At 43.3% G+C, this 19,357-nt stretch carries 18 protein-coding genes and 1 tRNA gene; 4 read left to right on the forward strand and 15 right to left on the reverse strand.

Translation table 11 applies throughout. The annotated features are described in order from the left end of the window. Positions 1 to 5: 5 nt before the first annotated feature. The gene (locus A5867_RS11250; protein ID WP_015509901.1) at positions 6 to 851 is read right to left on the reverse strand and encodes a helix-turn-helix domain-containing protein; all 846 of its coding nucleotides are present in this window, start codon (positions 849 to 851) and stop codon (positions 6 to 8) included. Positions 852 to 1,010: 159 nt separating this feature from the next. On the opposite strand from A5867_RS11250, the gene A5867_RS11255 reads away from it, so the two are divergent. Then, positions 1,011 to 1,190, forward strand: a complete 180-nt coding sequence (locus A5867_RS11255) for a hypothetical protein (RefSeq protein WP_005229977.1) — start codon at positions 1,011 to 1,013, stop codon at positions 1,188 to 1,190. Positions 1,191 to 1,245: 55 nt separating this feature from the next. Here the strand turns inward: A5867_RS11255 and A5867_RS11260 are convergent, their stop codons facing one another. The 4 genes from A5867_RS11260 to A5867_RS11275 all read right to left on the reverse strand — a co-directional run bounded on the left by A5867_RS11260 (position 1,246) and on the right by A5867_RS11275 (position 5,840). Then, positions 1,246 to 2,463 (reverse strand): pyridoxal phosphate-dependent aminotransferase, encoded by a 1,218-nt coding sequence (locus A5867_RS11260; RefSeq protein ID WP_005229975.1) that lies wholly within the window; start codon positions 2,461 to 2,463, stop codon positions 1,246 to 1,248. A gap of 167 nt (positions 2,464 to 2,630) precedes the next feature. Continuing rightward, positions 2,631 to 3,506 carry an ABC transporter ATP-binding protein gene (locus A5867_RS11265; protein ID WP_074535217.1) on the reverse strand — a complete coding sequence of 292 codons (876 nt, stop codon included), beginning with the start codon at positions 3,504 to 3,506 and terminating at the stop codon, positions 2,631 to 2,633. A gap of 10 nt (positions 3,507 to 3,516) precedes the next feature. Beyond that, a complete protein-coding gene (locus A5867_RS11270; protein WP_087627627.1) occupies positions 3,517 to 4,731 on the reverse strand; it encodes an ABC transporter permease subunit in 1,215 nt (404 codons plus the stop codon). Beyond that, the gene (locus tag A5867_RS11275) at positions 4,728 to 5,840 is read right to left on the reverse strand and encodes a hypothetical protein (protein WP_087627628.1); all 1,113 of its coding nucleotides are present in this window, start codon (positions 5,838 to 5,840) and stop codon (positions 4,728 to 4,730) included. Before A5867_RS11275 ends, A5867_RS11270 begins: the two co-directional genes overlap by 4 nt. Before the next feature lie 196 nt (positions 5,841 to 6,036). Here A5867_RS11275 and A5867_RS11280 point away from each other — a divergent pair. The 3 genes from A5867_RS11280 (at position 6,037) to A5867_RS11295 (ending at position 9,224) form a co-directional block, all read left to right on the forward strand. Continuing rightward, positions 6,037 to 6,119, forward strand: a tRNA-Leu gene (locus A5867_RS11280). A gap of 406 nt (positions 6,120 to 6,525) precedes the next feature. Further along, positions 6,526 to 7,752 carry an Ltp family lipoprotein gene (locus A5867_RS11290; RefSeq protein WP_087627629.1) on the forward strand — a complete coding sequence of 409 codons (1,227 nt, stop codon included), beginning with the start codon at positions 6,526 to 6,528 and terminating at the stop codon, positions 7,750 to 7,752. Positions 7,753 to 7,952: 200 nt separating this feature from the next. Continuing rightward, positions 7,953 to 9,224, forward strand: a complete 1,272-nt coding sequence (locus tag A5867_RS11295) for a hypothetical protein (RefSeq protein ID WP_087627630.1) — start codon at positions 7,953 to 7,955, stop codon at positions 9,222 to 9,224. Between the two features lie 88 nt (positions 9,225 to 9,312). On the opposite strand, the gene A5867_RS11300 is transcribed toward A5867_RS11295, so the two are convergent. The 10 genes from A5867_RS11300 to A5867_RS11345 form a co-directional block, all read right to left on the reverse strand. Beyond that, positions 9,313 to 9,540: a hypothetical protein gene (locus A5867_RS11300; RefSeq protein ID WP_005229963.1), complete on the reverse strand. Its 228-nt coding sequence runs from the start codon at positions 9,538 to 9,540 to the stop codon at positions 9,313 to 9,315. A 64-nt stretch (positions 9,541 to 9,604) separates the two neighbouring features. Next, on the reverse strand, positions 9,605 to 10,477 hold the full coding sequence (locus A5867_RS11305) for a VOC family protein (RefSeq protein ID WP_087627631.1): 873 nt from the start codon (positions 10,475 to 10,477) through the stop codon (positions 9,605 to 9,607). Positions 10,478 to 10,642: 165 nt separating this feature from the next. Further along, positions 10,643 to 11,476: a sugar phosphate isomerase/epimerase family protein gene (locus tag A5867_RS11310; protein WP_074535211.1), complete on the reverse strand. Its 834-nt coding sequence runs from the start codon at positions 11,474 to 11,476 to the stop codon at positions 10,643 to 10,645. A gap of 149 nt (positions 11,477 to 11,625) precedes the next feature. Next, complete coding sequence (locus A5867_RS11315) at positions 11,626 to 13,119, reverse strand: extracellular solute-binding protein (RefSeq protein ID WP_015509909.1); 1,494 nt, start codon at positions 13,117 to 13,119, stop codon at positions 11,626 to 11,628. Positions 13,120 to 13,122: 3 nt separating this feature from the next. Next, positions 13,123 to 14,715: a glycoside hydrolase family 43 protein gene (locus A5867_RS11320; RefSeq protein WP_087627632.1), complete on the reverse strand. Its 1,593-nt coding sequence runs from the start codon at positions 14,713 to 14,715 to the stop codon at positions 13,123 to 13,125. Then, the gene (locus A5867_RS11325) at positions 14,712 to 15,158 is read right to left on the reverse strand and encodes a DUF4064 domain-containing protein (protein ID WP_087627633.1); all 447 of its coding nucleotides are present in this window, start codon (positions 15,156 to 15,158) and stop codon (positions 14,712 to 14,714) included. The genes A5867_RS11320 and A5867_RS11325 overlap by 4 nt, the downstream gene beginning before the upstream one ends. Then, entirely contained in the window at positions 15,155 to 16,072 is a 918-nt protein-coding gene (locus A5867_RS11330) for a pectinesterase family protein (protein WP_087627634.1), read from the reverse strand. Before A5867_RS11330 ends, A5867_RS11325 begins: the two co-directional genes overlap by 4 nt. After that, positions 16,033 to 16,923 (reverse strand): hypothetical protein, encoded by an 891-nt coding sequence (locus tag A5867_RS11335; protein ID WP_005229942.1) that lies wholly within the window; start codon positions 16,921 to 16,923, stop codon positions 16,033 to 16,035. The genes A5867_RS11330 and A5867_RS11335 overlap by 40 nt, the downstream gene beginning before the upstream one ends. Next, entirely contained in the window at positions 16,920 to 18,236 is a 1,317-nt protein-coding gene (locus A5867_RS11340) for a glycoside hydrolase family 28 protein (RefSeq protein ID WP_074932712.1), read from the reverse strand. Before A5867_RS11340 ends, A5867_RS11335 begins: the two co-directional genes overlap by 4 nt. Continuing rightward, a complete protein-coding gene (locus A5867_RS11345; RefSeq protein WP_087627635.1) occupies positions 18,233 to 19,354 on the reverse strand; it encodes a glycoside hydrolase family 88 protein in 1,122 nt (373 codons plus the stop codon). Before A5867_RS11345 ends, A5867_RS11340 begins: the two co-directional genes overlap by 4 nt. Positions 19,355 to 19,357: the final 3 nt, after the last annotated feature.

Below are 19,357 nucleotides of genomic sequence, written 5' to 3' on the forward strand. Positions count from 1 at the left end.
AAGGTCTACACCACTTTGTCAGATTGGCGAATATCCATGACGGCACGATACAGTTGAAAACTTTTTTCAGCTGCTTTTTCTTCTTTTAGTCTTTGAAGCAATTGTCCTTTTAGTTCAAACAATTCTTCTAGAAAATATAAGCTATTTTTCTCTCTCGCTAGAGCAATGCCTTCGTTGGTTACTTTTAGCGCGCGGCAGTCTTCTTGTTGCTCTTTTAAAAAGACCGCATAGTTGTAATAAATTTTGGTCAGCGCTGTGGACAGTCGCTCTGGCGGCAAGGCATGCATGGCATCGTAGGCTTTTTCTAAGTAAAAACGCGCCTCACCCAGTTGCAGCAAATCACTATAGACACGACCCATGCAGCTCAGGATACGAATTTCCATCACCGAAACATTGGTCTTATCCTGTTGATAGGAATAGGCCAGTCCTTTTTTCAGCGCCTCAAGGGCGGCATCATAGTTTTGATCGAGGAAATAATCACAGCTGCCTAGATAGTAGTAATACATTTGCATATCTGAATCCAGATACAGATAATCCTTGATCGCCTTGTCTTCCATTTTTTCCCGCATTTCTTGAAATTGTTTATGGACAAAATGTGATTCGATTTCGGCAAAGATTTGATTGGTTTTGTTGATTTCTTCCGAATGAAGCATCATTACTTGATCTAAGGTGACGCCTAAGCGTTGGCAAATTTGATACATCACCCAGACATTGGGCAGCTCTTCGTTGTTTTCGATACGACTTAACACACTTTGCGAACAAATATCTTCCGCTAACATCTTCTGGGTCATCTTTCGTTTCAACCGAATTGAACGGATATTTTGACCAAAAGATTCATCTCTTTTTTTCATAATCGTCCTCCAGGGGGAATTCTAAAAAAATCGAACGTTTCTTGTCAAAAATGCGAATTCGCATTTTTAATTTTCTTTATTTTAGCACATAATGACAAAAAGGAAAGCAATTTCAAGAATGTCTTGTTATTTTTCCACAATTTCAAATGAGGTGTTAAGATGACGATCGACAGTACGATCTTTTTTACATGGGAAGGCAAAAAATACCAAGGGATCATCGAACGGGAATATGAAAATTCGGTCCTCGTTCAAGTGACCGATCCTAGTGCTGAAATGCTGGATAAGTTTACCAATCGGATGATTGTCAGCAAAAAAATTTGTCAACCAGTTACCGAATAAAAACATAAGCACCGCTCCCTCACGATCGCTGAAGGAGCGGTGCTTTTTCATGTACTTACTTCTGGCGATACGCTGCCAAGAATTCTGTCATTTTTTCAGCAGTCGTTTTTAAATCTTCCATATTAGGAAGGTAGACGATACGGAAATGATCGGGCTGTTGCCAATTGAACCCACCGCCGTGCACCAACAAAATATGGTGTTCATGTAAAAAGTCGAGAACAAATTGTTCATCATTGGTAATGTTAAAGCGCTGAATATCAATTTTAGGAAAAATATAAAAGGCTGCTTTCGGTTTCACTGCTGACAATCCAGGAATATCATTGATTGCCTTGTAGATAAACTCTCTTTGTTCATAGATTCGACCACCTGGCAGCAGCAGCTCATCGGAGCTTTGATAGCCGCCTAATGCAGTCTGGACGATTTGTTGCGATAAAACATTGGAACACAGCCGCATCGATGACAACATATTCAAGCCTTCGATATAGTCTTTGACATTGGACTTATCCCCGCTGAGAACCATCCAGCCAACGCGGAAGCCTGCCACTCGGTGAGACTTAGACAAACCGCCTAGCGTCACAACGAAGCGATCTGGTGCTAGTGTAGCAATCGGTACATGGACATAATCATCCATGACTAAACGGTCATAGATCTCATCGGAGAAAATGATCAAGTCATGCTCACGAGCAACCTCGACGATTTGTTGCAAAACTTCTTTCGGATAAACGGCGCCGGTGGGATTATTTGGATTAATAATGACGATGGCCTTCGTCTTGCTGGTTACTTTGGCTTTGATATCCTCGATATCAGGATTCCAATCTGCTTGTTCATCACAAATATAATGGACGGGTTTTCCGCCAGCTAATGAGATCGAAGCAGTCCACAAGGGATAGTCTGGCATCGGCACGAGCACTTCGTCCCCATTGTTACATAACCCTTGCATACACATCGTGATCAGCTCGGAAACACCATTACCTGTGTAAATATCATTGATGGTCACATCAGGAAATTTTTGTAATTGATAATATTGCTCGATCGCTTTACGTGCCGAGAAAATCCCTTTTGAATCAGAATAGCCTTCCGACTCTCGCACATTCATAATCAAATCTCTAACGATTTCATTTGGGGCTTCAAAGCCAAAGGGCGCGGGATTCCCAGTATTTAATTTTAAGATACTGATGCCTTCTTCTTGCATCCGATCAGCTTCTTCTAAAACAGGGCCGCGCACATCATAACTGACCCCTTCAAGTTTTGACGACTTTGAAAATTTCTTCATATTCCATTTCTCCTTTAACCATAGGTCAACGTCAGGTTATTGGTTCTCGTCGTTGATCTCTTTTCAGATTGAACCTATTATAGCAAAAAAATTTTAACTGTGGCGAAAATTTTTCACCTCTCGGTCGAGAGGGCTTGCCCTGCGTTCATCCACTGAATTTGGTTCATTCAGGAATTTTCAGGAAAATACTTCAAGTACAATTCATTTAACGCCAAATGCCCCACCGAAAAATCAGTGATTCCTGCTGCGATAAAACGTTGCGGCAACTGCGGATCGCTGATTTCTACTAGATAGATTCGCCCTTGCAGATCGATAGTCACTGTCGTTAACTCTGGAAAAGCCACCAAGAAATCCGCCGAGTCCGTCTTTACATACAACGGTTCATTGACTAACGACTTGCGGCCAAGGTATTCGTGAATGATCTTACCGTCTTTTAAAAACAAGACCCGATCCGCGTAAGAATCTAAATTCGTCAAAATATGCGAAGCGATCACAATCGCTTTCTTTTGCTCCCGCAAGGCTTTCAACACGTTGGAGATCAATTCGACATTTGTCGGATCTAAGCCATTCATCACCTCATCCATCAGCATGTATGGCGTATCTGTCACGATCTGCATCGCAAAACACAGACGTTGCCGCATCCCCAGCGAATAGGTTCCCACTGGGCGTTTGATATAATCGCTCATTCGCAAACGAGCAATCGTTTCTTCCACCAAGCGTTCCTCTGAACGCCACATTCGCTGATACAGTTTCAAATGCTCGAGTCCGCTTAAATCATTGTACAAATCATTTTGGTCAGGAAAAAATGAAATTTGTTGATGCGCTGCCACTTCTGATTTTTTGGTCACATATACTTGACTGCCGTTTAAAAATACTGCGCCTTCATTCGGCTGGATGAAATTCATCACCACATTCAATAGTGTGGATTTCCCAGTGCCGTTAGGGGCGACTAACCCGACGATCTCCCCGGGAGAAAAAGCAACGGAAAGTTGATCCAATACTTTTCTCGTATACGTGACAGTCACATTTTTCAGTTCTAACATATCGTTCCTCCTATGCCAAATGAAATTTTTTGCGTTGGATCGTCAAAAAGAAACACATTTCGATCAGAAGCCAAACGCCGCCTAATAAAAGTAATCCTTTCTCAATCGTAAATCCTGCAGAACCAAAGTAAAAGCGTGTCCAGCCTGAAAGGACTTGTCCCACATTTTGATACAGATAGACATACAGCGTTTTATCAAGGTAGGCACTAAACCAGCGTCGTTGGAAAAGAAAGGGCGAAAGCAAACAAAAACCAGCCACAAGCAGATTAATCAGTTCTGAACGAAACAGGGCACTGAACAGCAAGATGCCGCGACAATAAAGAAACTGCAAGAAAAGCGTTGCAAGAAAACATTGGCTTAAAAAAAGACCGATGGCTTGTGTTTCAAAAGCATTGAAATCTGTGATCGGGTAGCGGGCATCAAAGGACGATGATAAAATCGTGACTGGCAGTTCCAAGGAGCCAAAGCCGAATTGAATACCAGAGCCAAACCAGATAAAGAACATGGTTCCTAGCGTTGCGATTGCAGAACCAACCATCAACGCTGCCGTTTTGCTCCAAAGGATCTCTTCTGCCGATAATGGCAGTGAAAGAAACAGGGATTTATGTCTTCGTTCTTTTGGTAAACAATCGATCGCCAAAAATAAAGAAACAGCAATTAATAGAATCGGTAAATATTCAGTAAAGCTTCGCTGTAATGCTTGCACCCCCGTTTTTTGCTCCATGACTGCTTGAGAGAGTTTGCTATTGGGCAGCTGGCTAAAAGCTTCCATCAGTTTTGCGGTTGATGCATAGCCGAAGCGCCCGTCATACCCAGCATAGTAATTTCGAAACGTGTAATAATCAGGGGTATAAAAAATATTTCGTTCATCGGTAAATTGCAAAGCGAGATGGTACCAAGTACTTGTGCTTTGTGCGTATGCTTGCCAGTCTTTCTCGGCTAGCGCGTCGAGCCGTTGTTTTTCTGCTTCATTCCATGGGGTAAACATTTCGACTGCCATGAATGCCGACCAATGGTCAGAGGGATTGGCTGCTTGTTGATCAAGAAAATCTTGTCGCACGGTATAGCGTTGTTGCATTTCTGTTTTATCTACTCGTTCAATCGGGCGAAAGTCTCTTTGCCAAAAACTGTAAACGCCGCTGTAGATCAGCAGCAAGCAAAAAAGGCCAATGGTTTTCTTGCTTTTTAACAGCTGGCGTAATTCAAAGAAAAAATAGTCTTTCATCCTTTACCTCCTCTCAACAAGCGATTCTGTTTATCCGCAACAAGCATGATGCTTAAACAAAGGAAGATCCACACTAGCGTCAGCAGCCAACTGGCATAGACGCCCCAAGAAGTGCCAGAGCCCAAAGCAAAGGCACCCGAATAAAATTTCTCCATAGCAGCTAGATGAACTGGTAATATAGGAATCTTTTGCAGCATCGGAATCAAACCGAATCCATAAAAAAGCACCAGTAAAAAGAAAGAGACGTATCGATTGGCTGCGACCATGTTCATGACAAAACCTAAGCATTCGATCAAACCAATCAGCAAGGCAAAAGAAACCATACTAAATAAAACGCTCTGCCAAAAAGGTAAGGCTGCCCAATCCCCACTGAGATAGACGGCTACTGGATACTGCCAATCCCCGAACTCCCCCAGAAGGCTCATGGACAGAAAGACTCCTAAGAAAAACACGAGCAAGATTCCTAAATTGGTAATCGTTTTGATAAAAACCTTACTGACCATCCGAATCGGGAAAATCTGTGGGTATGAGCGGATCAAGGAGAAATGTTCTCTTTCTTCTAATAGATTGTCACTAGCAAAAAAAGCCCAGAAGAAGAACCCAAAATTCAGTAAAAACGTTATTGCCAAAGCGACAGCCGTCTGGGTATTAGCAGCCGTGAGAACCGGATCTTTTTCTTGCTCGGCTAAGGCTTGATAGACCGTCTGCTCTTGTTCGATCGACCACATCGGCGGTAAAAAGGCTTTGTCATCAACTGCAGACGCCCAAACCTGCTTTTTTAGCTCCGCCATTTGAATACTCGTTTGATTAAATCGTTCATATTCCTCCATAATCAAGTCGGACAGCTGCCGTGAGGTCAGAGTATTGTTATCAAGTAATAGCTGATATACCTCTTGCTCATCCGGTGAACCAGATTGATTGGCTTGGTAGCGATCAACAAGCCGTGAAGCCTCCGCTTTTTCTGCGGTAATGGTAGCGGGCAAGTTGACAGGTTCCATTAGTTTCAAATAAATGGAAAAACAGCAGCCTAAACTAAAGGCCCCAATGAGCAGGAAGATGAATGTTTTCTGCTTAACAGCTTTTGCCAGTTGGTTTTTAAAATAGTTCATTTGCTCTCCTCTCAAAAAAATAATTATTCATTCTTTTAGCATACCTTTTATAGAAAAAAATGCAATCTAAAGTCTGAAAATTCTTTCAAATAGCATTTGGAAAAGTTATTGACAAACCTGCTGAAAATCAGGTAAGATATTTTCTAGACGCGGCGTGACAGAACTACCTCAGCCTGCGTTTCCTTCTATAGTATTTGCGGAAATGACGGAATGGCAGACGTGCAAGATTGAGGGTCTTGTGAGCAATCGCTCGTGTGGGTTCAAATCCCATTTTCCGCATCCTTACAGCTTCCCCATTGTGGGAAGCTTTTTTTTGTTTGCACAAAAGATCCCCCCTTGGTGATCCTTCAATGAATTCCCTCGATCGCTTTGATCTTGAGTACCTACTCCTCAAAAGTTGAGAGTAACCTTCCTTTCCCCAAAGATAAAAAATCCAATAAAAATCCTTTTATCGTTGCATTTAGTGATATTTTTCATATAAAATGAATAATATAACGACTATTCATAAAATTTAGTTCAATGTTCCGTCTTTTCTTATTAGCGTATCAGAAACAATTGCTTGAATGAACTTGTGATGGAAATCTTTTCAACATTTTTTCCATTCACCTGCCCTCCTCCTTCCCCCAGATGAACCAACCTCTGCCGACCGTTTTCTCAGTTACTTTCGATAGAAAGAAGGAGTCTAATGAAAAAAAGAATACTGATCACCCTATTGTCATTCGTTATTTTGCTTATCGGCTGCACGAAGGCAGATGAAGAACTGTCAGAGACCGTTGCGCTTGGCATCGACGCACGACTGGAATATACAAACCAGTCTGGAACGGGTTGGGCCTATTATCAACCAGCGACCTTAGAATTGCTGATTGCAGGCAGCCAAGCCGAACTGGCTATTTTGGAAGAACTTGATTCTTCCGACGAAGACCTTCAGCAATTGATCAGCCACACGATTGATTTGATGGCAACCGCTGAACGAGCGTTAGTGGAGCGTCGGATCGATGTCCCTGCTTGGTTTGCCGCTCGCATTGGTTATAGCCAGGCTCTGGCTGCGATTCATGAACGGAGCCCTATCATTCTCAGTAATCAAGACAACCTCAACAGTCTACTAGAGGTAGCAAACGAAACGATTCCTGAAGCCGATCCGCGGGAAAAGCTGGGGCTTTTGGCAGACGATATCGAGCAGCTTCAGCAGCTCACAGAAGATGCGCTTACTCTTCATCGCACAATCGAACTTGACGATGGACTCACTGCCACTGTTTACCACACAAGCGAAACGAATGTTGACGTCTTCGTTTTTGCGATACCCGATGAGGAGTACGCATCTGGGTTTACTGTTCTGAATCGGGAAACTGCCGACGAGCAAAAAGCTGCTTTCTATGAAACGATTTTACGAGCGCTCGCCGTAAATATTCCTCGTGAATCAATGATGTTTATGAATCGATTCGATCAATCTTCTGATGAACATCAGCTGGCGGTGATGACCTATGGCTTTGATCATGACATTGATCAAGACATGGTCACTACCGTGTATCAACAGCTTCAAGAAGCAAACGCCAAACAAGAAGTAGCTACGGCTTTGCAGCAAGAGCAAAACAAGGACGAACAAACTCAGACCGAGAATGAAGGATCTTCAGAACAAAGACGAGCGATCGCTCGTGCCGAATCCTATACGAACCTCATGGCTTTCTCACGTGCACGATTGATACAACAATTAGAATTTGAAGGGTTTACCCATAATGATGCACAATGGGCAGTTGATCAGCTCACGATTGATTGGAACGAGCAGGCGTTGAAGAAAGCAAATAGTTACCATTCCTTGATGAGTCTTCCTCCTGACAACATTCGCCGGTTATTGACTTTTGAAGACTTTTCAGAAGAACAAATCGACTACGCGATGACAAACATAGGTAACTAAAAGCTAGCGAAGAAAAGGGCATCACGATGCCCATATGCTGTTGTAGTGACCCCAAAAAGTTAGGTTTTTTGGTCTAACTTTGGGGGTCAGTTGATGTCCCTTATATTGTGACTATGTTTATACCCAAGAAAGTGCTCGATCTGATGCGTTCATTCGTACAAATTGGCGAGGTTTACTAGAGTCTCACGAGGAGGAGAAAAATGAAAAAACAAGTTTTGTTGCCTTTATTACTAATACTGTCCCTGATTTCAGGATGTGGGACGATAAATTCAGCAAGTCCTGAGGAACTTTCTGAGCGCATCGGGGCAGCTTTAGATGCTGGTTGGGAACATACCTATCATGCAGAAAACCTTACTTATGATTTAAGTATTGAAAATCTCGAACTGATGATTCGAGGCAAAGAAGCAGAATTGGCCTTTCTAGACCAGGTCAATAGCAACTCAAAACACAAGGCAGCATTCATTGAAAACACGGAAACAATGATCGCACTCGCTCAAGAAGCGATCGAAGCTCGCTATCTGGATATGCCCAGTTGGGTTGCCGCTCGCAATGGCCGTATCGAAGCCTTACTTGCCATCCATGAAGAGAGCCCGATCATCGTCAGTAGACGAGCAAGATTGCAAGAATTATTCAACGAATACGAAGAGGATTTGGCACTAGTGACCGCTGGAGCAAACAATCCACTTGCCGATGAAGAAGGAATTAATGAAGATACACGAGAAAAGCTTGGTTTGACACCTGATACACTTGAGCACTTACACCAACAAAGCGAAGACCAAGAAATCGAGTGGCAGAGTGCGATTGATTTGGCGAACGGTGTGACCATGAATGTCTTTTCAACAAAACATGAGCCAGTGGGGATTCTCACATTTACGAATGCTGGTGAGACCTACCCTTCCGCAATCACTTTGTTTAATGAACAAACGACGGAAATCGTTCCCGAGATAATGACTCCTTACGAAGCCGTTTCCGCTTATTTTTACGAAATTGCCGATGCTGTTTATGAAACGATTCCATACGGTTATCGATTTCTGGTTGAATCACTATGGCTTGAACTGGAAAACGACAATCGTTTTCAATTCAGAACCTACGTGTTTGATAACGAAGTGACCGAGGAAACGATTTTAGCAGGGTTTCATCTCGCCCCGACTGTAGCAGCACGCTATGAGCGCGAAAACAATGCGACAGAACGAGAACGTGAAGCCTTTTTCCTCGTTAGAGCGCAAGGAAATCGTCGCTTTTATTCAAAACAAGAGATGGCAGAACTGTTAGAAACAGAAGGTTTTACTGCGGAGGAAACACAATGGGCACTAGAAACCCTAGATGTAGATTGGTATCGCCATGCTTTAGGACGCGCCAATCAATCCCGTCGGGTGTTAGGGATCCGTCAAAGAAATATGGCTGCTCATCTTGAAGGGAACGGCTTCTCACCTGATGAGATCGAATTTGCGATTGAAAACATGGAAAATTAATCTGTAGGGGACGAGACCCCATTTCCCATTTTGTCTTAGCTTAAACAAAAAACCGACCAATCTTCCTGTTTAAGATTGGTCGGTTTCTTTATTTTTTGGTTTTGATTGGTACCATGGCTTTGCGCCGATGCTGCTTCATTATTGCTTGAAGACCATAGACACCAACTCCGATAATTCCTGCAAAAGCCGAAAAAGCAATAAAAATCACAGGAGACGCCCCACTTTCTATTAATTGTTTCCCTTGGACAAAGAAAAATAAGCCCATGCTGATCAATAATGCTAGAAATAGTGATTGTCCCGCCCCGTTTTTTTTCATGCTTGCTCTCCTTTTACTTGATTATAGGTTATTCTCTCATTTCATGAATGAAAAAACCTCCATCTTAAGGCTGATTCTTTCTTTCGATGATCAGATTGATCCCATTCGGATCAGTCAAATGCAAGCGGCTGTATGTTTCTAACTCATACGAAACGCCTCTTGCCTTGAGATGACTTCGTAACGTAGAAAAAGCCAAAGCTGGCAAAACGATCGTAAAGTACGCTAAGCCTAGATCCAGTTCTTCCATAGCTGGAACATTTCTTCCCATCCAAATATTCGATCCGATATGGTGATGATACGAACCAGCAGCAAAAAACTTTGCTTGGCTACCAAAATCTGAGGTCAAACGCATGCCTAAAACTTCGGTGTAGAATTCTTCTGTTTTTGCCAAGTCCGCCACTTTCAAATGGACATGCCCCACCGTGGTGCCAACTGGAAAGGTCGTTTGAGATCGGTCAGCGGCTCCCAGCACGCCTTGCGCGTCCATTTCGATCGTAACGCCTACGATCTCACCATCTGCTCGAATATCCCATTCACTCATCGGTTTGTCACGATACACTTCGATCCCGTTTCCTTCTGGGTCGGTCAGGTATAACGCTTCACTATATCCATGATCGCTGGCACCATCCAGGGGAGCTTTGGCTTCCAAATAATGAATCAGCATATTTCCTAGGTCTTTACGGCTAGGCAAAAGAAACGCCGTATGGAAAAGGCCTGTTTTCCGTGTCAAAGGCAACGGATCACTCACCTTCTCTAGAACTAAAAGCTCTTGCGCTCCCACGCCTAATCGCGCGTGATCTACACTTTGCTCCAATAAAGTCAGACCGATCACGTCCGAATAAAACTGGCTCATTTTTTCTATGTTTGCTACTTTTAAAACGACTTTGCCAATTGCGGCTGCTGCATCGATTTGATAGGTTGATTGAATCATTTTCATCGCTATTTCCTCTTTTCTAAACAGTTAAATTCACTTGTACCTTTAAGTATAACACTAACTTTTAGTAAGTAAATAAATCTGCTTGTTGAGGAAAGGACTCCGTTATCTTCCGTGATTCCTAGAAACAAAGCATTTCCGCATCAGTCACAATCAAAGACAACTCGCTCACTTTTTCAGTGCTTCAATCAGTGAAATGGCTGGCTGCATCGCTTCTTCGGTCGTCCCTTCTAACACAACATAACAATATGGCTTGTATTCAGCGGTGATGGCCAATAGTTGTTGATAATCAATCATTCCTTCTCCCAATGGGACTACCTTGATTTTCCCATCGATTACTTGATAATCTTTCAAGTGCAAGCAAACGATGGCATCGCCAAAGCGAGAAAAAGCTTCCCTTGTCAAAGCGACTTGCTCTTGATAGTTCTTCGCAGTAATCAGATTGGTTGGATCAAAGATGATCCCTAAATAGTCAGAGGGTACCCGTTCCAGCAATTCTTCGATTCGGTCGATCGATGATAGTGGATGATTCAAGCCTGCTTCAATTCCTAGCATCACTTGATGTCTCTTAGCCACTTGGACCAAACGCTTGATCACCTGAACCAAATCATCGAAAACGACGTCACTAAAATTTTCCTCGGTATACCCCATATTTGGCAAAACCGAACCAGTTTCACTTGCGACCATAGCTGCATCAAAATATTTGGCATGTGCGAGATAGGTCTCGAATCTGGATAAAATCGTTTCCCGTTTTTCCAGATCAGGATGGATCAGATTACAATAACAACTTAATAAAGCGACCTGAACGTGAGATTGACCAAAAACTCGTTTGAAAAAGCGGCCTAAACCAGGGCTTAATTGCTCTGGCTCTGCCCATTGCGGGAAGGATTTATTTAATGCAAATTGAATGTTATGAATGTTTTGGGCGGCAATTTTTTGCGCTAATTCTTCTGGGGACCCATAATTCTTTAAATCATGCCCCCGAACAGTTAGTTGAAACATAGCTTCTCCTTTCTTCACTGCTTTTGAAGCAAAAAGAAGACCAAGCAGCGAATCACTTCAACTGGTCTTGGTCTTCAAATCTTTCAGCAGTAGCGGCTCCTCACTTCATCTATTTCTTCTCAATAGATGATCAGAACCTTTTGTGACCTTTATTGTTGTGAACGATAGTCTTCCGTGAACTCGTCAATGATTTGCTGTCCACCATTTCTTAAGAAGGTTTCGATCGCTGTATCAAACCCATCGATCTCGATTTCCCCAGTCATATATTGGTAGTAAGCGTCTGAGATTCCTTCAATCAAGCTTGACCATGAACGATCATAGGTTTCAGAGGTCAGCGATTGTGCAGGATTGATCACCGCAAACTCTTCATTTTCGCGAATCTTTTCATTGGCTAAGTTGACATATGGGTTGCTTGAAGGGAAAACTGTTACTAATTCTGATGGACGAGACGAAGAAAATGGTTGTACTTCTTGTTGCCACTTCGTATCATCTAAACGGACATAGACACCCTCATCATCAATTTCATAATGAACCCCTTCGATCCCTTGCGTCATCAACGTAAACGGCTCTTCGTCCATCAAATCATTGATAAATTTCAAAACAACACGTAAGTCTTCTTCGGTTTCAACATTGTTTTTCGGAATGGCTAACCAGCCGCCCATTCCACCATTGGTATCAGAAAGGATACGACGTTCCACATTTTCATGGACGATATCATTGATCAAGACCCATTCCATATGCTCTTCATCAGTACCAGCTGCATCATCAATGTAGTTACGTACTTCTTGCAAACCACTCAATACGATCCCACCACGACCTTGAACGATATAGTTCTTCTGATCATTTTTCGCCATTACCGCAAAATCAGAATTCATCCAGCCATTATCATAGATATTACGGAACCATTCCATTGCTTCTTTGTATTCTGGTTGCATAAAGGATGGCATCACTTCATCATCATCCGTGATCGTAAACCAATTGTCTGCACCAAAGTAACCTGAAAGCGAACGGAACCCAACGTTAAAGGACTCATCACGCTCTACGAAACCAACCGTATCATCCGCACCGTTTCCATCTGGATCATCTTCCGTAAAGGCTTGGGCGACAGCAGCTAATTCTTCTAATGTCGATGGCACGTCCAAGCCTAAATTATCCAACCAATCTTTTCTGACAAGGACGCCATAACGAGCGATCGGTTTTAAAAACGGAACACCATAGATTCGACCATCAATTCGAGAAGACTCTAACCGATCTTCGGAAATTTCTGCCAAATTCGGGAACTCTTCTAAATAGGGTTCCACATCCCAGAACATTCCAGATGCGAGTGAGCTGCGGACGGTTGTGTTATTGATTTCTGTCAGACTAACGATATCTGCTAAAGAATTCGACGCCAATGCTGCATTCAAGCGCTCTGTTTTTGAAGCATCTGGCACCCACGTAAAGTCGATCTCGACCCCTGTGTATTCTTCTAGCTTTTGCGTGACATCTCCAGATGGTGGGGAAGCAGTATGTAGCATCGCCATCCAAGAAATACTTGATTTCCCTTCGCTTTCTGGTCCTTCAGGTGAACCTCCACCATCGCCGCAGCCTGCTAAAAACAGTCCAGCACATAATAATAAACTTGCAACTTTCAATTTTTTCATTTGTTAACCTTCTTTCTCTATTTTTAGGGAGCCATCATCGAGCGGATCTTTCCCTTGATACGTAAAATATTCAAAATCGGCATAGCTTTTGCCAAAGTGATCTAAATCATGGGCACTGATTCCAATGAAATTCCCCGTAAAACCACCAGACAAGAACTGGATGTTTTGCTTTTTAAAGGGATGCCACGTTTGTGATTGCCGATAGAACCATTGGGCTTCTAGATAAGAACCGACTACTTTCAATCCAATCGGCTCACTTGCAGCAGCGAGGGGCAATTTATCTGGGAACAAGTGAAATTCTCCTTCACAACACCGCAGCAACCGAAGGACCTTGTCTTCTTTTTCATCATAGGTTACGTAGAAAAACAAATAGTTTTCTTCATTTAAGAAAAGCGACAATCCAGCCATCTGATTGAACGATTGGGGGTGGTATTCCATCACTGTTTCAGCTTCAAAACAAACGTCTTGTTGACGAATCGCCAATAAGTGCTTATGAAAGTTCGATTGCATCGATTCTCCGCCGATCAATCGCAAATACCCTGGTCGCTCACTCAGATTGCACCACTCTTCATTGGGCAGCAATCGTCTACCGTTCCATGCTTTTTGCAACGATCCTTTAAAGTCATCAATAAAAACAGCAGGTGATGCCCTTTGCTTCTGAGCATCGCTAGCGAGCCTGATGGTTTGATCTGGGATCGTATCGTTATTGCTAAGACGCAGCCATCCTTCGTGATCCCAATAGACAGTTTGGAGTGCTGTCTCTCGTCCAAGGATCGCTGCCCCTTCTACTGGCCGAGTCATCAAATAGCTCATGACCCATTCTCCTGATGGCGCAATCGTCAAACTGCCATGACCTGTACATTGAAAAGGGGAATCTTCGCGCTGATAGGCACGCATCATGGGAAAATGCGGATCTACTTCATAAGGTCCAGTGATGGTTTTACTACGACAAACTGTTACCGCATGACCTGCACCCGTTCCTCCTTCTGCCGTCAGTAAGTAATAACACTCATTGTGGTAATAAAGATGCGGTGCTTCAGTCTTCGCCAGCTGGGTTCCAGAAAAAATTGGCACTCTGTCACCGATCAAGCACCCTTGTGCTTCAGAGTATTCTTGGAGCACGATCCCCACCGATTTATTTGGTGTATCCTTACGATAATCCCAAAGCGCATTCAATAACCAGATACGCCCCTCTTGATCATGAAACAAGGACGGATCAAAGCCACTACCATTTAAGTAAATGGGCTCACTCCATGGCCCATGAATGGTAGGAGCCGTGATGAGATAGTTTCGACAGTCTTTGAAGGGGCGTGTCGTGTTGCGAACATTTGTATAGACACAATAGTATTGTCCGTTTGCGTAACTGATTTGCGGTGCCCAAATGCTGCAATTTGCTGCGTTGCCTAATAAATCCACTTGATTGGTCAGAATATCTGTTTCATGGGACCAATTGACTAGATCTTGAGAACAGTAGACCCGAATTCCTGGCAACCACTCAAAGGAAGAAACCGCTAAATAATACGTATCCTCGACTTTTAAAATACTCGGATCAGGATGAAACCCTCTTAAAATCGGATTATTGATTATTGCCTTCATGCAACCCCTCCTTGTTTGCTGACTGCGTCCGTTGTTTTTTTCTTGTGTCCGTCATCGCGATGGAGAAAACAAAAACCCGCCGCTAAAAAGAAACAAAAGGCAATCGGAAAAGCGATCATTTGACTACCAATCAATGTCACGACACCAGTCAAAAAATAAATAGCACAAGATTGCTTTCGATAATTACGATAGCGAACAAGCATCGTCGCCACTGAAACCAACATCAGGAGTGCCAACAGCGTGAAGCCAAACCAAGCGCCGAGTGTTTGAAATTGCGCCAATGCTGCTTCTTCCGTCATTTGATTCAGTATAGTGGGAAACGCACGTTGAAAGATCTCTTCGAACTGCTGGACAGTCATTTGATTGATCGCCAAGGAAAAGCCGCCCATAAACACCAGAGCGAGAACCATCCCGATCCAGCCAGACCATTTTGCCTTGCTCATTTTTCTATCACTCCTTCAAGAGTCACCCATTCAGGACGTTGGGGACTTCTTTGGTAACAACACATTCGCTCCGTGAATGTGACCGTTTGGTGGCTTGCTGTTTTTCCCCAATCAGACCATCCGCAAGGGGCGAGCTGTTGATCAAAGCAGCAGGATAAAAAGGTGACTTTGGCGTCATTACGCCAAGGACGGCCTAAATAATAGGCTTTGTCCCCTGTCACTCGGCACCGATCGAAGGTTAACCCGCTTGCTTGTTTGCTGGTTGAGGCAGCAGTAATGTAGTTCGTTTGTGGTGTATTTTTACAATGCAAGTGACACTCTTCAAAGGTGGCGGAACCACCGCCAAAAATAAAATCGACTGTTCCACTGATCCTGCAATGCAAAAACAAACTCTGTTGTTGGTCAAAGATTGTCTTTCGCCAAGGACTGATCATTGGTTCGCCTTCTTTGGTATATTTTGGCAATGGACCCAGGCACAAGGTATCTTGAAAAGCATCGAGATGACAGCGTTCGAAGCGAATGTCATCCCCTTCGATATAGACGGCAACTGCTTGCCCGACTGCTCGCCCATACCCTGCGTCATTGATGATGGTCAGGTTTTTTACAAAGACTTCTTGGCTATTGATAAAGAGCGTCGCTGTTTGAAACGTTCCTCTTTTTTGCCCATTTTCATCGGTTTGCTCGGCAGCCAAGTGGTAGCATAAGAACGTGTTAGGTTCCGCGATCAACGTAAGCTGGTTTTTATAAATTTTCACCTGTTCTTGATACACGCCAGAGGCGATCGTGATTTCACAAGGTGCTTTTAAGGCTTCAGCAGCCAGCACGGCTGCTTGGATACTCGTAAAATCACCCTTTTGCGGCTCTTTACTAACCTTTAGCTTGATAGGAGGTGCTGTTTTAAAAATTCGATCCACTGCGCTCTCATCTCCTTGGTTTCTTCATGACCGCCTGGCAAGCAACACGCCTGCCAATGCTCCTTATAGCCTATTGCTTCATAATGCTGCCCAATCTGCTGATCCAAACGAGCGACGCCGCTTGAGGGGCAGCCACGATCCTCTTTGCCAACCAAACTCAAACGCGGGCGTGGTGCGATCTGTTTTTGGATCGCCACAGTCGTAAAGTCTTTCAACACATTAGGAACATAATAGTAAAACCCATGTTTGCTTAGACAGTCCTCTTCGATCAATGCTTGATAGTCCACTTGTGCTGCCATGTCCACCACCACTGATATCCGTTCATCAAGCGCTGCCAACCACCAGCTCATCAAGCCGCCCATAGAAAGTCCCAATGTGGCGATAGCGGAATGTTTCACTTCTTTGCGGGAAGCAAGATAGGTCAAAAACTGTTGGTTGTCATAGATTCGTTGTCCCCATAATGTTTTGCCATGCAACAGAAACCGCTTGTAGCTATCATTCTCACCGTTTTTTCGTTCGCCAAAGCCCCACATGTCGATCACCCCAACGGCGACGCCCAACTTCATAAATGTCGCGAATAGGCTTTCTTTTTGCATATAACACGGACTTTGTCGTAGTTCTTCTTTCCCCATCGTGAAGTCGCCGCCATGAGAATGATTGAACAAAACGAGTGGAACAGGTTGCTGAGAGCTAGGATAAGCAAAGTATGCAGGGACATCCTCTTCTTGATTTAATCGTAGAAGTAAATGTTCCAAGGTATAATTTTGCACTTGCTCTTTTGTTTGCTGAACCACTTGTGGTGCAACTTTCATATCAGGACCTAGCAGCTGTAGTAACTGAGGATCCCTCACAAAAAATCTCCTTGAAATGCCAGAGGCTGACGATTCTCAAATGATTGTGTGACGGTGATTTCCCGACTATTCTCGATATGGAACGCTTCAGTTACGCCTTCCAAATTGATACGATCAAACTGAATATTCCTTCCACAGCCAATATAAAAGCCTTGTTTTGTCATCTCTTCAATACCTGTCATCATTGCAGGCTTTCCTGGAATTGGGTGTTCAGCCATAGAGACAGCAATATCTTGGAAAGTGATATCTGAAATAAATTGTTCAGCCAAGCCATAAACAAACCCAGCGGCCGCATGAACATTCCGAGCCGAGATATTTGCAAAATGGATTCTCCGAAAATGAGGGGTTTCCTCGGTGATCGGGTACGGATTTTTATCCCAAACATACTTTTCTTTGCCTTTCGGTCCACAGAAATAGTAAAGATTTAAAGTGAATGGACAGATAACATTATCCATCACAATGTTATTCACTCGAATATCTTCGATCGTTCCGCCACGTCCCCGACGGGATTTCAACCGAATCCCACGATCGGTATCTTGAAAAATACAGTTACTGATGGTGACATTACGAATATCGCCGCTCATCTCACTACCTAGAACGACTGCCCCATGCCCATGAAGCATATGGCAATTTACGATCGTGATATTCTCACAAGCGACCCGTTCTTTGGTGTCCTCCGTTCCTGATTTGATGGCGATACAATCATCACCAACATCGATATGACAGTTACTGATGCGGACATTTTTACAAGATTCAGGATCGATCCCATCCGTATTTGGCGAATCCGCTGGATTTTTGATGCGAAGATTATCGATCGTTAGATCTTGGCAAAGAATCGGATTGACGGTCCAACTTGGTGAATCGACAAGACGGATATCTTTCAACGTAATTTGCTGGCAAGAGTCAAAACTGATTAATTTTGGTCGTGGATAAGCAAGCTGTTCACGGTTTTCCCGAAAGGTGTTCCACCATCTTTGCCCTTGTCCATCAAGCATTCCTAGTCCTGTGACAGCGATATTTTCCGCATTCTCGGCATATAAACAAGAGGCATAAACTTCCCGTTTGACCCCTTCCCAGCGAGACACAACGACGGGATAGTCTTTGGGATCATCAGAAAATACTAGGGTCGCCCCCAATAGTAGGTGCAGTTCAATATTACTTTTTAAAAAGAGCGCTCCTGTCGGGTAGCGTCCTGCGGAAAAAGTGATTCTGCCTCCTCCTTGTTGATGCAATTCATCAATTTTTTCTTGAATCGCTTCTGTCAACAGACCTTCTTTTTCTTGTAAATCAGCTGTAGTCAATTGGATATTCATTTCTTGCTTCCTTCCTCCATTAGTGGTTGCAGCAGTAAACTCGCTTGTAAAAAGGCACCGTATCCTTTGAAATCATTTGTGATAACGGGTTCACTGATATAGTAAACAAACGTACCATCCCGATCATCTGGGCCACCAAGACCAGCAACTTCACAGTTTCTGATCAGATTCAACCAGCCTTCTTTTGTTAAAAAGACAAACTCATCAAGCAATCCTTGATAGGTCTCTTGGGCAAACACTTGCCATTTTTGATCGATGATCCCTGCTTTGACTGCTTTCGCTGTTGCGTAACAAATCATTGAAGAAGCGGATGCTTCTAAATAATTCCCACGCTCACTGCCTTTATCTAAGACTTGATACCACACTTTTTTCTGGGGATCTCTTACTTTAGCAAGAGCTTCTAGACAAGAGACAAACATTTTTTCTAATGGATTCTTCTGCTCTGATTCCCCTAATAGCACCATCGTATCTGCGAGAGCCATCATGAACCATCCCATTGATCGTCCCCAGAAATTTTTTGAACAACCGGTCTCAGGATCTGCCCACGGCTGGACTTTTTGTTCATCCCACGCGTGATACAAAAGACCCGTTTTTGGATCTAGGGTATGAGTAAAGCATAAGGTGAATTGCTTGATTACATCTTCCAATGCTTCTTCTTTCTCAAATGTCAGTGCGTATTCTGTTAGAAATGGGGCCCCCATATATAAGCCATCTAACCACATTTGATAAGGATAGATTTTTTTATGCCAGAACCCGCCTTCGCTTGTTCTTGGCATCTGCTGTAATTGTTGATACAGCGTGTCCAAGGCGATCTTGTATTTTGAAGCACCTGTTTCTTTGTATAGTAAGAATAAACATTTGCCATTATTGATGTAATCGATATTCATCGCATCCATCTGATAGTTTTTGATACAACCGTCTTCGTCAATATAAAAATCCATCGTATTTTGGATATAGTCGAAATAGCGTCTGTCACCAGTTTGCTCATAGGCTTCTTTTACGCCTTGTAAAACGACCCCGATGTCATAGGACCATTTTCCATGATAAATTTTTTCTTTGCATAAGTAGTCATAGCGCTCAAATAACGTGTTCAAAGCAATTTCCGAATAGTTCTTCATGTA

Source organism: Enterococcus sp. 6D12_DIV0197 (assembly GCF_002174385.1).
Lineage (GTDB): Bacteria > Bacillota > Bacilli > Lactobacillales > Enterococcaceae > Enterococcus_D > Enterococcus_D casseliflavus.

Bases quoted from the DNA above. Each gene is read 5' to 3' on its own strand.
- A5867_RS11250 (WP_015509901.1), bottom strand. From the start codon at position 851: ATGAAAAAAAGAGATGAATCTTTTGGTCAAAATATCCGTTCAATTCGG.
- A5867_RS11255 (WP_005229977.1), top strand. From the start codon at position 1,011: ATGACGATCGACAGTACGATCTTTTTTACATGGGAAGGCAAAAAATAC.
- A5867_RS11260 (WP_005229975.1), bottom strand. From the start codon at position 2,463: ATGAAGAAATTTTCAAAGTCGTCAAAACTTGAAGGGGTCAGTTATGAT.
- A5867_RS11265 (WP_074535217.1), bottom strand. From the start codon at position 3,506: ATGTTAGAACTGAAAAATGTGACTGTCACGTATACGAGAAAAGTATTG.
- A5867_RS11270 (WP_087627627.1), bottom strand. From the start codon at position 4,731: ATGAAAGACTATTTTTTCTTTGAATTACGCCAGCTGTTAAAAAGCAAG.
- A5867_RS11275 (WP_087627628.1), bottom strand. From the start codon at position 5,840: ATGAACTATTTTAAAAACCAACTGGCAAAAGCTGTTAAGCAGAAAACA.
- A5867_RS11290 (WP_087627629.1), top strand. From the start codon at position 6,526: ATGAAAAAAAGAATACTGATCACCCTATTGTCATTCGTTATTTTGCTT.
- A5867_RS11295 (WP_087627630.1), top strand. From the start codon at position 7,953: ATGAAAAAACAAGTTTTGTTGCCTTTATTACTAATACTGTCCCTGATT.
- A5867_RS11300 (WP_005229963.1), bottom strand. From the start codon at position 9,540: ATGAAAAAAAACGGGGCGGGACAATCACTATTTCTAGCATTATTGATC.
- A5867_RS11305 (WP_087627631.1), bottom strand. From the start codon at position 10,477: ATGAAAATGATTCAATCAACCTATCAAATCGATGCAGCAGCCGCAATT.
- A5867_RS11310 (WP_074535211.1), bottom strand. From the start codon at position 11,476: ATGTTTCAACTAACTGTTCGGGGGCATGATTTAAAGAATTATGGGTCC.
- A5867_RS11315 (WP_015509909.1), bottom strand. From the start codon at position 13,119: ATGAAAAAATTGAAAGTTGCAAGTTTATTATTATGTGCTGGACTGTTT.
- A5867_RS11320 (WP_087627632.1), bottom strand. From the start codon at position 14,715: ATGAAGGCAATAATCAATAATCCGATTTTAAGAGGGTTTCATCCTGAT.
- A5867_RS11325 (WP_087627633.1), bottom strand. From the start codon at position 15,158: ATGAGCAAGGCAAAATGGTCTGGCTGGATCGGGATGGTTCTCGCTCTG.
- A5867_RS11340 (WP_074932712.1), bottom strand. From the start codon at position 18,236: ATGAATATCCAATTGACTACAGCTGATTTACAAGAAAAAGAAGGTCTG.
- A5867_RS11345 (WP_087627635.1), bottom strand. From the start codon at position 19,354: ATGAAGAACTATTCGGAAATTGCTTTGAACACGTTATTTGAGCGCTAT.